At 69.5% G+C, this 13,517-nt stretch carries 11 protein-coding genes; 1 reads left to right on the top strand and 10 read right to left on the bottom strand.

The window, feature by feature from the left end:
- Positions 1-142 precede the first annotated feature (142 nt).
- The 7 genes from J2850_RS09145 to J2850_RS09115 form a co-directional block, all read right to left on the bottom strand.
- Positions 143-1,138, bottom strand: coding sequence for a ketopantoate reductase family protein (locus J2850_RS09145; protein WP_209980847.1), 996 nt, complete (start codon positions 1,136-1,138; stop codon positions 143-145).
- Positions 1,139-2,815: an ABC transporter ATP-binding protein gene (locus tag J2850_RS09140; RefSeq protein ID WP_209981279.1), complete on the bottom strand. Its 1,677-nt coding sequence runs from the start codon at positions 2,813-2,815 to the stop codon at positions 1,139-1,141.
- 34 nt (positions 2,816-2,849) lie between these two features.
- Positions 2,850-3,692: an ABC transporter permease gene (locus tag J2850_RS09135; protein WP_209980845.1), complete on the bottom strand. Its 843-nt coding sequence runs from the start codon at positions 3,690-3,692 to the stop codon at positions 2,850-2,852.
- A complete protein-coding gene (locus J2850_RS09130; RefSeq protein WP_209980843.1) occupies positions 3,689-4,669 on the bottom strand; it encodes an ABC transporter permease in 981 nt (326 codons plus the stop codon). The genes J2850_RS09135 and J2850_RS09130 overlap by 4 nt, the downstream gene beginning before the upstream one ends.
- Positions 4,670-4,826: 157 nt before the next feature.
- Complete coding sequence (locus tag J2850_RS09125) at positions 4,827-6,482, bottom strand: ABC transporter substrate-binding protein (protein ID WP_209980841.1); 1,656 nt, start codon at positions 6,480-6,482, stop codon at positions 4,827-4,829.
- A 212-nt stretch (positions 6,483-6,694) separates the two neighbouring features.
- Positions 6,695-7,483, bottom strand: a complete 789-nt coding sequence (locus tag J2850_RS09120) for a class II aldolase/adducin family protein (protein ID WP_209980840.1) — start codon at positions 7,481-7,483, stop codon at positions 6,695-6,697.
- A 26-nt stretch (positions 7,484-7,509) separates the two neighbouring features.
- Complete coding sequence (locus J2850_RS09115; protein ID WP_209980838.1) at positions 7,510-8,832, bottom strand: M20 family metallopeptidase; 1,323 nt, start codon at positions 8,830-8,832, stop codon at positions 7,510-7,512.
- 341 nt (positions 8,833-9,173) lie between these two features.
- Here J2850_RS09115 and J2850_RS09110 point away from each other — a divergent pair, with 341 nt between their 5' ends.
- Positions 9,174-10,151, top strand: a complete 978-nt coding sequence (locus J2850_RS09110) for a LysR family transcriptional regulator (RefSeq protein ID WP_307354593.1) — start codon at positions 9,174-9,176, stop codon at positions 10,149-10,151.
- Positions 10,152-10,169: 18 nt separating this feature from the next.
- On the opposite strand, the gene J2850_RS09105 is transcribed toward J2850_RS09110, so the two are convergent.
- The 3 genes from J2850_RS09105 to J2850_RS09095 form a co-directional block, all read right to left on the bottom strand.
- Entirely contained in the window at positions 10,170-11,228 is a 1,059-nt protein-coding gene (locus J2850_RS09105) for a transglycosylase SLT domain-containing protein (RefSeq protein ID WP_209980836.1), read from the bottom strand.
- A gap of 198 nt (positions 11,229-11,426) precedes the next feature.
- Complete coding sequence (locus J2850_RS09100; protein WP_209980834.1) at positions 11,427-11,861, bottom strand: hypothetical protein; 435 nt, start codon at positions 11,859-11,861, stop codon at positions 11,427-11,429.
- A gap of 150 nt (positions 11,862-12,011) precedes the next feature.
- A complete protein-coding gene (locus J2850_RS09095; RefSeq protein WP_281414969.1) occupies positions 12,012-13,463 on the bottom strand; it encodes a catalase in 1,452 nt (483 codons plus the stop codon).
- Positions 13,464-13,517 lie beyond the last annotated feature (54 nt).

Raw genomic sequence — 13,517 nt, 5'->3', positions numbered from 1 at the left:
GCAACCCTCCCGCGCTCTCGGCGGACCGAAGGTCCGTCCGATCGCGGGAGAGGGAGTCAGTATCGAAGCGGCGGCAGTTCCCTCTCCCGCGAGAGCGGGGGAGGGTTAGGGAGGGGGCAGCGGCACTCGTACGCCGCCCGCGCTAGGCCGCGGCCATCCGGCGCTCCCGCGCCTTCAGGTCGACCATCGCCAGTACCGCGCGCAGCATCGGCACCTCGACGCCGGTGCGCTCCGCCAGTTCGATGACCGATCCGAGGATGGCCTCCAGCTCCAGCCGACGGCCGCCCTCATAGTCCTGCAGCATCGAGGTCCTGAAGTCGCCGACCCCGGCTGACATGGCGATGCGCTCGTCGACGCTGGTGGTGAAGACGATGCCCAGACGTTCGGCGACCTGCTTGGCCTCCAGCATCATGGCGCGGCCGACATCGCGGGTGCCGGGGTCGTTGCACAGGCGCCCGAGCGTCGATCCGGTCAGCACGCTCAACGGGTTGAAGGCGAGGTTGCCCCACAGCTTCACCCAGATCGCCTGGCGGATGTCCCCCGTCTTCGCCGGCTGGAACCCGGCCTGCCCGAACAGGGTGACGATGCGGTCCACCGCCGGGTTGCCGCCACCCCCGGCATCCCCCCCGGCAGCGCCGAAGACGAAGCGCTGGTCGCTGACATGACGGATGCGGCAGGGCCCGTCGCCCTCCACCGCGACGAAGGTCGTCGCTCCGACCACCCGGTCGGGATCGATGGACCGCCAGAGCAGCCCGTCGGGGTCGACGCTGGCGAGCGGCCGGTCGGCCAGCGGTTCCGGCTGGCGGTGCGGGTACCACCAGGGAATGCCGTTCACCATCGGCACGATGGTGGTTTCCCGTCCCAGCAGCGGCGCCAGCGTGTCGATGGTGCCGCGCAGGGCGTGCGACTTGACGCACAGGAACACCAGGTCCTGCGGACCCAGCGAAAGGCTGTCGTCGGTGACGCGCGGGTTGAGCCGGGCGACACGGTTCAGCGGCGTCACCATGGTCATCCCGTTGCGGCGGATGGCTGCGGCCGCGTTGGGACGGGCGACCAGCGTGACCTCCGCCCCGGTGGCGCCGAGCCGGGCGGCCAGCAGCCCGCCGACGGCGCCAGCGCCGATGATGGCGACCTTCATTCAGTGCGCTCCCGCCCGGACGGGCTGCAGGTCGTCCGGGATCCGCCAGCCCTTGCCGGGAATGGCGTCGAGCAGGCTGCGGGTGTAGTCGTCCCTGGGATGGGTGAAGACCTCACGCGCCGTGCCCATCTCGACGATCCGGCCGCGGCGCATCACCGCGATGGTGTCGCAGACCTGGGCGGCGACGCGCAGGTCGTGGGTGATGAACAGCATGGCGAGGTTCAGGCGCCTGCGGATGTCGTCCAGCAGTTCCAGCACCTGGCCCTGCACCGAGACGTCGAGCGCCGACACCGGCTCGTCCGCCACCAGCAGCTTCGGTTCCATGGCGAGCGCCCGGGCGATGCCGATGCGCTGGCGCTGGCCGCCGGAGAATTCGTGCGGGAAGCGGTCGGCGGCCGAGCCGTCGAGGCCCACCATCGCCAGCAGCTCGCGCGCGCGCGCCAGCGCCTTCGTCCGGTCCTCGCCGAAAGCGACCGGTCCCTGCGCCACGATGTCGCCGACCCGGTGGCGCGGGTTCAGCGAGGCGTAGGGGTCCTGGAACACCATCTGCACCGCGCGCCGGTAGGGCCGGAAGCCTTGGCGGTCGAGCGCCAGCAGGTCGGTGCCCTCGAACAGGATGCGGCCCGAATCCGGCTTGATCAACCCGACGATCGAACGGCCGAGCGTCGATTTGCCGGAGCCGGATTCGCCGACCAGCCCGACCGTCTCGCCGGGATGGATGGTCAGCGTCAGGTCGTCGCCGGCCACCACCTGCTTGGACTTCCTGAACAGGCCGCCGCCGACATGGAAGACCTTGCGCACCTTGTCGGCGACCAGCAGCGGGGCGCCCTGCTTGGCGTGGTCGTCGCGGTGCTCGATGTAGTGCGGGACGGAAGCGATCAACTGGCGGGTGTAGGGATGCTGCGGCCGGTTCAGCACCTCGGCCGCCGGCCCGTACTCCACCAGCTTGCCGTGGCGCATCACCGCCACCCGGTGGGCGATCTCCGCCACCACGCCGAAGTCGTGGGTGATGAACATCATGCCCATGTGGCGCTCGGCTTGGATCGAGCGGATCAGGTCGAGGATCTGCTTCTGGGTGGTGACGTCCAGCGCGGTGGTCGGCTCGTCGGCGATCAGGATGTCGGGCTGACAGGCCAGCGCCATGGCGATCATCACGCGCTGGCGCTGGCCGCCCGACAGGCGGAAGGGATAGGCGTCGGCCAGCTCCGCCGGGTTGGGCAGGCCGACCTGGCCCAGCAGCTCGACCACGCGGGCGCGCCGCGCCGGGGCGGGCAGGTCGGTGTGCTCGCGCAGGGATTCGGCGATCTGGCGGCCGACCCGCATCAGCGGGTTCAGCGCCGTCATCGGCTCCTGGAACACCATGGCGATGCGGCCGCCGCGCAGGCTGCGCTGTTCCGCCTCCGGCATGGTCAGCACGTCCTTGCCCTTGAAGCGCAGGCTGCCGCCGGCGACGCGGACGTGCGGGGCCGGCAGCAGGCCCATCATCGCGTGGGCGGTCATCGACTTGCCGGATCCGGACTCGCCGACGACGCAGAGGATCTCGTCCGGGTTCAGGGTGAAGGACAGGTTGTCCACCGCCAGCGGGCGGTCGGCGCCGGGCGGCAGCGCGATGCTGAGGCCGCGGACATCCAGGAGGGGCACATCCGGCAGGGGGGTGGTCATGGCGGCGGCCTCCATCGGGGTGCGGAGCGGGTCGGTCCGGTTCATCGGATCACCCCCGCGACCGGGCGAGCTTCGGGTTGAGGGCGTCGTTCAGCCCTTCGCCGACGAGGTTCAGCGCCAGCACCGTCAGCACGATGGCCAGGCCGGGGAAGACGCTCATCCACCAGGCCTGGCGGATCACCGTGCGGGCGGCGCCGATCATGTAGCCCCAGCTCATCGCGTTGGGATCGCCGAGGCCGAGGAAGCTGAGCGAGCTTTCCAGCAGGATGGCGGTCGCCACCATCAGCGACGCGGAGACGATGATCGGCGACAGGCTGTTGGGCAGGATCTGGCGCAGGATGATGGTGGTGTTGCTCTGGCCGGTGGTGATCGCCGCTTGCACGAATTCGCGGGTGCGCAGGCTGAGGAACTCGGCGCGGGCGAGGCGCGCCAGCGGCGGCCAACTGACGATGGCGATGGCGGCCACGATGGTGGTCAGGCTGGGGGTGAAGATGGCGACCAGTACCACCGCCAGCACGAAGTTGGGAATGGTCTGGAACAGTTCGGTGAAGCGCATGATGGCGTCGTCGATCCGGCCGCCGTGGAAGCCGGCCAGCGCCCCCAGCGTGACGCCGATGGCCAGCGCCGCGGCGGTGGAGGTCAGGCCGATCAGCAGCGACACGCGGGCGCCGTGGGCGATGCCAGAGGCGATGTCGCGGCCGAGCATGTCGGAGCCGAGCAGCGCGTCCTCGGACAGCGGCGGCTGGAAGGGGGCGGTCGCCATCTCCCACGGGTCGCCGGGGAAGAGGAACGAGGCGAAGGCGGCCAGCGCCACGATGGCGATCAGGATGACCAGCCCCAGGACGGCCCCCTTGTTGCGGGCGAAGGCCCGCCAGAAATCGGACTTCATCATTGGGACACCTGGATCCGGGGATCGACGAGGCCGTAGAGGATGTCGGTCAGGATGTTGAAGAGGATCACCATCACCGACGTGACCAGGAAGATGCCCAGCAGCACCTGGTAGTCGCGCTGCAGGACGGCTTCGAAGGCGAGGCGGCCGATGCCGGGCCAGGCGAACACCGTCTCGATCAGGATGGAGCCGCCGACAAGCTGCCCGGCCTGGATGCCGGCAACTGTGATGACCGGCAGGATGGCGTTGCGCAGGACGTGGCGGGTGACGATGCGGCGCTGCGGCAGGCCCTTGGCCTTGGCGGTCTTGACGAAATCGAGGCTGCGCACCTCCAGCATCGAGGCGCGGGTCAGGCGCGCATAGCCCGCCATGTAGAACAGCGCCAGCGTGATGACGGGCAGGACGAGGTGGGCGGCGACGTCGGCGGCGTGCGCCAGCCCGGTGTAGCCGGCGCCGACGGTCTCGTAGCCGAAGGCCGGCAGCCAGCCGAGCTGGATGGAGAACAGCAGGCTCAGCATCAGCCCGATCCAGTAGATCGGCGTGGCGTAGGCGAGCAGGGCGATGACCGTGATGGCGCTGTCGGCCCAAGTGCCGACCGCGACCGCCGCCAGCGTGCCGAGTGCCACCCCGGCCGCCAGCGCCAGCACGAAGGCGGTCAGCGTCAGCACCAGGGTCGCCGGCAGCCGTTCGGCCAGGATGTCCCAGACCGGCCGCTGCTGGCGGTAGGAGTAGCCGAGATCGCCCTGCACGACCTTGCCGACATAGGTGCCGAGCTGCTCGTAGATCGGCCGGTCGAGGCCGAACTGCTGGCGGAGCTGGGCCACGAACTTCTCGTCGGCGGCCCCGGCCTCGCCGGCCATCACCATGGCCGGGTCGCCGGGGGCGGCATGGACGAGGAAGAAGTTCATCACCACGATGGCGATCAGGATCGCGGCGGCCTTGACCAGGCGGCTCGCGAAGAGTTGGGCGAATCCCAGCATGGGCAGATTCCTACTTGCGGACGGTGCCCCCCCTCCCGCTTCGCGGGTCCCTCCCTCCCCCGCCTTTGGCGGGAGAGGGGGTGATTTGCGAGGCAGCGGCAGTCCCCTCTCCCTCGAAGAGGGGGAGGGTTAGGGAGGGGGCCGCGTCGTCAACTCATCACTTCGACAGCCAGACGTCCTCGTAGGTGTCGTTCACGCCGATCGCCGTCTTGTTGGCGTTCTTCACGCGCTTGTCGAGGAAGGTCGGGAATTCCATCTCCAGCAGCCAGACCACCGGCAGGTCGTCGGACAGGATGCGCTGGACCTCGCTGTACTCCTCCTGGCGCTTGGCCGGGTCGTTCTCCTGCGAGGCCTGGGCGAACAGCTCGTCCACCTTGGGGTTGGAATAGCCCATGGTGTTGGTGAACAGCACGCCCTTGCGGATGTTCGACGAGATGTAGGTGCGCGCGACGCCGAGCGCCGGGTCGCCGTACTGGTAGAGGAAGTTGGTGGTGATCTCGTAGTCCCAGTTGGCGACGCGCTGTGCCCAGCCGGCGGCGTCGGTGCTCTCCAGCACCACGCTGATGCCGACCTTGCCGAGCGCCTGCTTCAGGTACTCGCCGAGCCGGGTCCAGGTCTCGCCGTAGGGCATCGGCATCAGCTTGACGGTGGCGCGCACGCCCTTGCCGTCGGGCTTCAGCCCCATCTCGTCGAGCAGCGCCTTGGCCTTGTCGATGTTCGGCTCGTAGGTCGTGACCTTGGGGTCGTAGAACTTGACCACCGAATTGATCGGGCCGGTCGGGACGCGGCCCAGCCCGAACCAGATCTTGTCGCGGATGAACTTGCGGTCGATGGCGTAGGCGATGGCCTTGCGGAAGCGCTTGTCGTCCAGCGGCTTGACGCGGTGGTTGATCTCCAGCCACGACAGCGGCGCCACGAACTCGTAGCCGTCGGTGGTCATCGTCACGTTCGGCAGCGTCTTCATGCGCGGAACCTCGAAGGGCTCCAGGTCGCTGTACTGGGTCTGCTGAACCTGCCCGCTCTCCAGCGCCAGCGAGCGGCTGGCGGCGTCGGGGATCACGCGGAAGGTGATGCCGTCGAGATAGGGCAGGTCCTTCTTGTAATAGTCCTCGTTGCGGACGAGCTGGATGTAGCTGCCCTTGACCCATTCCTTCAGCTTGAAGGGACCGGTGCCGATCGGCGTGTTGTTGGCCGGGTTTGCGCGGTAGTCGGTGCCTTCGTAGAGATGCGCGGGGACGATCGGGGCGGAGGACACCTCGAAGGCCTGGATGAAGGCCGGGAACGGTTCCTTCAGCTTGAACTCGACGGTGTGGTCGTCCAGCGCGGTGATCGACTCGCAGCGGCTGAACACGGCGCGGGCGCGCGGGTGCACCTCCATCAGGAACTTGGAGGTGGAGAAGACGACGTCCTTGGCGGTGAAGGGCTGGCCGTCATGCCACTTGACGTTCTGGTAGAGCTTGAAGGTGTAGGTCAGGCCGTCCGGCGACACCGTCCAGCTCTCTGCCAACGACGGCAGCGGGTTCAGCTTGCGGTCGTAGGTCAGCAGGCCCTGGTAGATCTTGCCGGCGACCGTCTGGGTCGGCCCCTGCTGGTTGAGGCCCAGCATCAGGGTCGGCGGCTCGGGCTGGACGATGGAGTTGAGGACGCCGCCGCGCACGGGGGTTTCCTGGGCCATGGCGGGAGCGGCGACCAGCGCGGCCGTGCCGGGGATGGCGAGTGATGCTGCCAGCAGGCCGGCGGCGGCGGCGCGGTGCACCCCGCGGCGGAAGCCGCGCTGGACGCTGGCGGGGATGCCGGAAAGACGTCGTGTCATGGCGTGTGTCCTCGTCTCCAGAAGGTGTCGGTGCGGTTTGCGACCCTGTCGTACTGGTTGTTGTTGGTTGGGAAGGTGTCGGCTTGCGAGTGCCCCCACCTAACCTCCCGCGCTCTCAGCGGACCTACGGTCCGCCTGCCGCGTCAGCACAAAGCGGAGCTTTGTGCGAGAGCCGGGCGGCGGAGGGTTAGGGTGGGGGCTCACCCAGCCATTCACCGCGGCCCGGTCGGGCCACTGCTGCCGTCGAGCCAGCGCAGCAGCGCGTCCCATTCCAGGACGCCGGCGCGCGGATAGGCGCGTTCGTATTGCTGGGCGGTGTGCTCGCACACCTCCGGCGACGGGGTGACCAGCGGACGGCCGCCGGACAGCGCCATGACCTGCTGGCGGCAGGCCATTTCCAGGTAGTACATCAGCACGGCCGCCTCGGCGACGTCCTGGCCGACGGTCAGCAGGCCGTGGTTGCGCAGGATCATGCTGTGGTGGCCGCCGAGATCGGCGACCAGCCGCTCGCGCTCGGCCAGATCGAGCGCGATGCCCTCGTAGGTGTGGTAGGCGATGCGGTTGTACCAGCGCAGCGAATGCTGGGTGATCGGCAGCAGCCCGTCGGCCTGGGCGCTCACCGCCATCCCGGCGTCGGTGTGCAGGTGGATGACCGCGCCGACGTCCGGGCGGGCATGGTGCACCGCGCTGTGGATGGTGAAACCGGCCGGGTTGATGGCGTCGCCCTCGCGCTCCTCCACCAGGTTGCCGTCGATGTCGACCGTCACGAGGTTGTCGGGCGTCACCTCGTGGAACATCAGGCCGTAGGGATTGATCAGGAAATGGTCGGGGGTGTGGGGGATGCGCGCCGACATGTGGGTGTAGATCAGGTCGGTCATGCCGAGTCGGTCGAACAGCTTGTAGGCGGCGGCGAGGTCGGTGCGTGCCTTCCACTCGACGTCGGAGCAGTTGCGGGTGGCGCGGGGGGCGTGGGTCTTTGCGGTCAGCGTCTCGGCGATCATCGGGCGGGGTCTCGCGAAGGGGAGGGTCAGATCCGTTCCAGGCCGCACCAGCCGGCGATGAACAGCGCCAGCACGCGGGTGACGTCGCGCAGGCTGTCCAGCGACACCGATTCGTCGATGCCGTGGATGCGCGTCGCCTCCGGCCCGTAGCAGGTCGCCGGCGTGTCGCCGTAGAGCGCGAAGAAGCGGGCGTCGGTGGTGCAGGTCAGCGCCACCCGCTCCGGCTCGCCGCCGCGTACGGCGCGATGGCTGTCGGCCAGCAGGGTCACCAGCGGGTGAGCCGGGTCGATGTCGCAGCCGGCGGCCTGGAAGCCGTTCCACTGCAGCTCCACCTGCACGCCGGCCAGCAGCGGGTCGCCGTCGCACGCCTCGGCGACGGCCTGGGCAACCTCGGCGCGGACCGCCTCCGGCTCCTGCCCGGGGAAGAAGCCGAGCCGGAGGTCGAGCGTGCAGCGCGTCGGGACTGACGACGGCCATTCGCCGCCCTCGATCCGGCCGAGGTTGATGTTGAGCGGATGCCGGTGGCCGCAGAAGGCGGAATGGCGGCAGTCCGGCTCGTTCCAGCGGACCTCCAGCGCCTTCAGCCGGGCGGCGAGCGCATAGGCCGCTTCGATGGCGTTGGTGCCGGCAGAGGTGTCGAGCACATGGGCCGGGGTGCCGGTCAGCACCAGCCGCAGCCACATCACGCCGACCTGGGCGATGGAGATCGAGTGGTTGAAGGGCTCCGGGATCACCGCCGCCTCGGCACGGTAGCCGCGGTGGAGGCAGGCGAGCGCGCCGTTGCCGGTGCACTCCTCCTCGATCACCGACTGCAGGTAGACCGGCGCGGCCGGGCGGAAGCCGAGGCGGGCGAGGGCGTCGAAGGCGGCGGTGTAGGCGGCGATTCCCGCCTTCATGTCGCCGGCCCCGCGGCCGTACAGCCGGCCGTCGGCGATCCGCGGCTCGAAGGGCGGGGTGGTCCACAGCTCCGCCGGGCCGGCGGGGACCACGTCGATGTGGCCGTTCAGGATCAGCGACCGCCCCCTGGCCTCGCGTGGGCGGTGGATCCCGACGACATTCTCGCGGCCGGCATAGGCACCGGGCAGCACCGGCGGCGAGAAGCCGGGCAAGCGGGAGATCGCCGCCTCGTCCACCTCGAAGCGGTCGACCTCCAGGCCGAGTGCGGCGAAGCGGTCGGCCATCACCGCCTGGGCACCCGCCTCGTTGCCGAGGGTGGAGGGCTGGCGCACCAGGTCCGACAGCAGGCCAACGCAGTCCGCCTGAACGGAGTCGGCGGCGTCCAGGATGGCGCTGCGCAGGCCGCAGTCCGGCAATGCCCTGTCGAGGTTGTCGGCGCTGTCTCGTGTCATTCCGAATCCTCTTCGGTCGGTAGCCGGCACGGTGCCTCTGGATATCGCCGCACCGGACGGGAGAAGTCCAAACCGTGGTCGCGCGACCCGTCCGAAGTGGATAGGGCGACCGTCATCGGTGCTATATTCGTCCTGGGGCGGCGTTGTTTGGGAGCTGCCATGCAGCGATTAGGCGGGGCGGCAGGCGATGAGGCAAATAAGCATTTTTCATTTCGCGCATGAGTTTGATTTATGCCGCAGTTGCTCACTGCGCATTCACATGCGTAGAATTTAGGCGGGTGTAGAATTTGAGCGGCCGGGCAGGTGCCCCGCTGACGGATGGAAGGGGAAGGGGTGGCACGGTGCGCGAAACCGAGGCGGAACGGCAGGCATTGGCCCGTCTGGGCCAGCAGATGGACTGGAACCTGCTGCGCACCTTCATGGTGATCGTGCAGGAAGGAAGCATAACCAAGGCGGCGGTTCGCCTGTTTTTGACGCAGCCGGCCGTCAGCCTGGCGCTGAAGCGGCTGGAGGAACAGCTCGGCCGCACGCTGATCGACCGCGGTCACGGGCGATTCGCCGTGACCGCCGCCGGCGAGCAGGTCTATGACGAGGCGGTGTCGATCCACGCTACGGTCTCCCGGCTCGGCGCGCTGGTCCGCGACGCCAAGGACGAGGTCAGCGGCCATGTCCACATCCTGATGACCAGCCGCATCCAGACCCCGCTGCTCGATGGCTCGCTGCGGGACTTCCACCGGATGTACCCGAACGTCACCTTTCGCATCGACGTGATGGCTTCGGCCGATGCCCACATCGCCTTGCAGCAGCGGGTGGGAGCGATGGCGATCTGCCTGCTGCGCGAGCCCATTCCCGGCCTGTCGAGCCGCATCTTCCTGCGCCAGACCTATCGGCTCTATTGCGGGCCGGACTTCCGCCTGTTCGGCAAGCGCGACATCGACATCGCGGAACTGCGGCACGAGAACTTCGTATCCTTCACGTCCGACCAGATCGACGGCGCCCTGTCGCCGCTGACCCTGTTCCGCGCGCGCGAGGGCTTCGCCGGCCGGGTGGTGGCGTCCTCGGCCAACCTGGAGGAGGTGAGGCGGATGATCGTCTGCGGCCTCGGCATCGGCCCGCTGCCGGAGCACATCGCCAGCCGCGACGTCGACGACGGCCTGCTGTGGGAACTGCCGCCCTACGAGGGTGTCGCCCCGGTCAACGTCCACCTGATCTGGAACGAACAGGCGAAGCTGAACCGGGCCGAGCGGGCGTTCCTGGAGTATCTGCAGGCCGGGGCGGACGGGACCGTCGCGTCACCCGGCCAGCTCCCTGTGGGTTGAGCGGGCCGGGAACGCGGGTCAGGCGCCCGGCGCCACCACGAAGCAGGCCATGCCGGCGGCGACGAGGCCGTTGCAGGCCGTCGCGGCCTCCTGCTGCGAAAGGCCGGACAGGCGAGCGCGGTAGAGCGGGCCGGTCTGGGTGTCTACCGCCTGGACCAGGCGCTGGCTGCGCGCCAGCGTCGGCATGGAGTTGCGGGCGCGGTCGATCACGCGCTGGCTGTCGTCGGGCGACCGGAAGGCGCCGAGCTGGACCGTCCATACGCCGCCGCCGAGCTTCGCCCCCGAGGAGGCGCCCGAAACCAGCGCCGGGCGCGGCGCCGGGCTGCCGGACGTCGAGGTGTCGGGCGCGACCACCCGCACCGCCGCCGGGGCCGACACCAGCGTGGGGGCCGGCGGCGGCAGCGCGGCGACGCTGACCGGTGGCCGGCTGCGCACCGCCGCCGCCGGGTGAGGGGTGTAGGCGGGTGCCGGCCGCGGCGCCGCGTAGGCGGAGCCGTAATCCGGTGGCGAATCGGTGGAGGGCGCGCTGACCAGCACGATGTCGGCGCCGTTGGGCGCGGGCACGCGGTTCAGCCTCGGCCCGACCGAGGCGATGTAGCGCTTGGTTTCGCCGGGCAGGCTGCGCTTGCCGGCGAGATAATCGCCGTAGCAGCCGGGGCCGCAGTTGTAGGCGCCCAGGAAGCCCGGTGCGCCGAACAGGTTGTACATCTCCCGCAGGTAGGCAGTGCCGGCGATGATGTTGTCATGCGGATCGAACGGGTCGGAGCCGAGATTGTGCTTGCGCCGCATCTCGTCGTAGGTGGCGGGCATCACCTGCATCAGGCCCATGGCCCCGGCCTTGCTGACGATGGGCTGGCCGTTGGCGGTGGTGCGCCCGCCGCTCTCCTGGCGGATGACCTCGCGGATCCACAGCTCCGGCATGTCGAACCGCTTGGATGCCTCCGCGACATGGGCGTCGATTTCCGCCGGAGAGGCAACGCGATGCGAATCGCCGCCGCTGGCGCAGGCGCTCAGCAGGGCGGTCAAGGCGGCGCAGGTCAGCAACGGCTTCAGGCGACGCACGGAACCCCCGGTCATCGTTCAGTTCTATCGTTTGGGTAAGCCCGATTAGGAGGTAGCGACCTTTGCACATTCCGGATCGGCCGTAAACCGTCCCGGCTGTGACCTTCGACGCGGCAGGAGAGCGCAGAAGGAGGGCAAGCGGCCGGATGGGCGTATGCCGTCAGCACGCCGCCGGTAAGGGGCCGGCAGGGGACCGTCGCAGCCTGTCCGCCGTCACGTTTCGCGGTCGTCATCGGGGTCGCGGCGGGTGGTCAGCTCGCGCAGCAGGCGCTCCCGCGCGGTGCGGCGGCTTGCCGGGCCGGCGGAGCGGCGGAACAGCCCGCCGAGCAGGCCGGGACCGCGCGGCGCCTCCTGCTCCTGGTCGGCGGCGCTGGCGGCGCGCTCCGCCTCACGCCGGGCGAGTGCCGCCGCCCGGTCGATCAGCGGATTGCGCAGCCGCGGCGGCAACGTCCGGAAGGCGAGGTTGGCGCGGTCGAGGTCGACGGTCGATTCGGTCGAGCGGGCGATGCGGAGCGCCACCTTGAACAGGTCGAGCCGCCAGCCGTCCTCTGCCGCATGGGGCAACGTCTCCGCCGCCGCCAGAAGGGTGTCGAGTCCCTTCCCGGTCAGGTTCCCGGTCCCCCCGTCGCTTTTCCGGTCGCGTGCCATGCCTTCCGTGTCGCCGTCGCGCTGAAGCCGGACTTTAGGACGGGCGATGCGGCTTTGTCTTCACCGATGCGGACCCCATGCCGTTTGGATGGGGCGGGTGGTCCGGTGGATGGCGCCGGCGCCCCTTCCGCGGAGGGCCGGCGCGACGCCTCATTCCGCCGCCTGCGCGACGGTCAGGCCCAGGCGCTTGGCGACGCCGGCGCCATAGGCGGGATCGGCGGCCATGAAGTGCCTGACCTGCCGCTCCTGGATGAACAGCGGCGTCTTGATCAGCGAGCCGGCGATGTTGTCCATCAGGCGGTCCTGCGCCTCCGCCCCGATCAGGCGGAACAGGGCGCCGGCCTGGGCGTAGTCGTCGTTGCCGGCTCGGTGGTCGTAGTGGGCGGCGTCACCGGTGATGCGCAGGGGCGGCTCGCTCGGAATGCCGGTCTGGGCCGGACCGCCGAAGCTGTTGGGCTCGTAGTTCGGCCGTCCGCCGCCGTTGCCGTCCACCCGCATCGCGCCGTCGCGCTGGTAGTTGTGAACCGGACAGCCCTGAGGCGTGTTGACCGGGATCTGCGCGTAATTGCCGCCAAGGCGGTAGCGGTGGGCGTCGGCATAGGCGAACAGCCGGCCCTGCAGCATCTTGTCCGGGCTGAAGGAGATGCCGGGCACCACGCTGGCCGGGCTGAAGGCGGCCTGCTCGGTCTCCGCGAAGAAGTTCTCCGGGTTGCGGTTCAGCACCAGTTCGCCGATCTCGACCAGCGGATAGTCGCCGTGCGGCCACACCTTCGTCAGGTCGAAGGGGTTCAGGTGGTAGGTCTCGGCGTCGGCTTCCGGCATGATCTGCACCGAGACGGTCCAAGCCGGGAAATCGCCGTCCTCGATCGCGGCATGGAGGTCGCGGGTCGCATGGTCGGGGTCGATGCCGGCCATGGCGACCGCCTGCTCGGCGGTGAGGTTCTGGATCCCCTGGCGGGTCTTAAAGTGGTACTTGACCCAGAAGCGCTCGTCGGCGGCGTTGATCCACGAGAAGGTGTGGCTGGAAAAGCCGTCCATGTGGCGGTAGCCGCGCGGGGTGCCGCGGTCGCTGAACAGGATGGTCACCTGGTGCATCGTCTCCGGCGACAGCGAGAAGAAGTCCCACATGGCGACCGGATCCTTCAGGTTGGTCGCCGGGTTGCGTTTCTGGGTATGGATGAAGTCGGGGAACTTCAGCGGGTCGCGCAGGAAGAAGACCGGCGTGTTGTTGCCGACCAGGTCGTAGTTGCCCTCCTCCGTGTAGAACTTCACGGCGAAGCCGCGCGGGTCGCGGTCGGCGTCGGCGGACCCCTTCTCGCCGCCGACGGTGGAAAAGCGCAGGAAGACAGGCGTCTCCTTGCCCACGCCCGACAGGAAGGCGGCTTTGGTCCAGGCCGTCACGTCGCGGGTGACCCGGAAGCTGCCGTAGGCGCCGGCGCCCTTGGCGTGGACGACGCGTTCGGGAATGCGCTCGCGGTTGAAGTGGGCCAGCTTCTCGATCAGGTGGAAATCCTGCAGCAGCAGCGGTCCGCGCGGTCCGGCGCTCAGCGAATTCTGGTTGTCGGGAACGGGCTGGCCGAAGCTGGTGGTCAGGGTGCTCATCGGGATCATCCTCGCTTTGGCGGTTGCGCTCTGGCTTGCGTCATTCTTCGCCAA

Source organism: Azospirillum picis (assembly GCF_017876115.1).
GTDB classification, from domain to species: Bacteria; Pseudomonadota; Alphaproteobacteria; order Azospirillales; family Azospirillaceae; genus Azospirillum; species Azospirillum picis.
This window is presented reverse-complemented; position numbering and strand designations above follow the sequence as displayed.

Bases quoted from the DNA above. Each gene is read 5' to 3' on its own strand.
- J2850_RS09125 (WP_209980841.1), bottom strand. From the start codon at position 6,482: ATGACACGACGTCTTTCCGGCATCCCCGCCAGCGTCCAGCGCGGCTTC.
- J2850_RS09145 (WP_209980847.1), bottom strand. From the start codon at position 1,138: ATGAAGGTCGCCATCATCGGCGCTGGCGCCGTCGGCGGGCTGCTGGCC.
- J2850_RS09120 (WP_209980840.1), bottom strand. From the start codon at position 7,483: ATGATCGCCGAGACGCTGACCGCAAAGACCCACGCCCCCCGCGCCACC.
- J2850_RS09130 (WP_209980843.1), bottom strand. From the start codon at position 4,669: ATGCTGGGATTCGCCCAACTCTTCGCGAGCCGCCTGGTCAAGGCCGCC.
- J2850_RS09135 (WP_209980845.1), bottom strand. From the start codon at position 3,692: ATGATGAAGTCCGATTTCTGGCGGGCCTTCGCCCGCAACAAGGGGGCC.
- J2850_RS09095 (WP_281414969.1), bottom strand. From the start codon at position 13,463: ATGAGCACCCTGACCACCAGCTTCGGCCAGCCCGTTCCCGACAACCAG.
- J2850_RS09105 (WP_209980836.1), bottom strand. From the start codon at position 11,228: ATGACCGGGGGTTCCGTGCGTCGCCTGAAGCCGTTGCTGACCTGCGCC.
- J2850_RS09100 (WP_209980834.1), bottom strand. From the start codon at position 11,861: ATGGCACGCGACCGGAAAAGCGACGGGGGGACCGGGAACCTGACCGGG.
- J2850_RS09115 (WP_209980838.1), bottom strand. From the start codon at position 8,832: ATGACACGAGACAGCGCCGACAACCTCGACAGGGCATTGCCGGACTGC.
- J2850_RS09140 (WP_209981279.1), bottom strand. From the start codon at position 2,815: ATGGAGGCCGCCGCCATGACCACCCCCCTGCCGGATGTGCCCCTCCTG.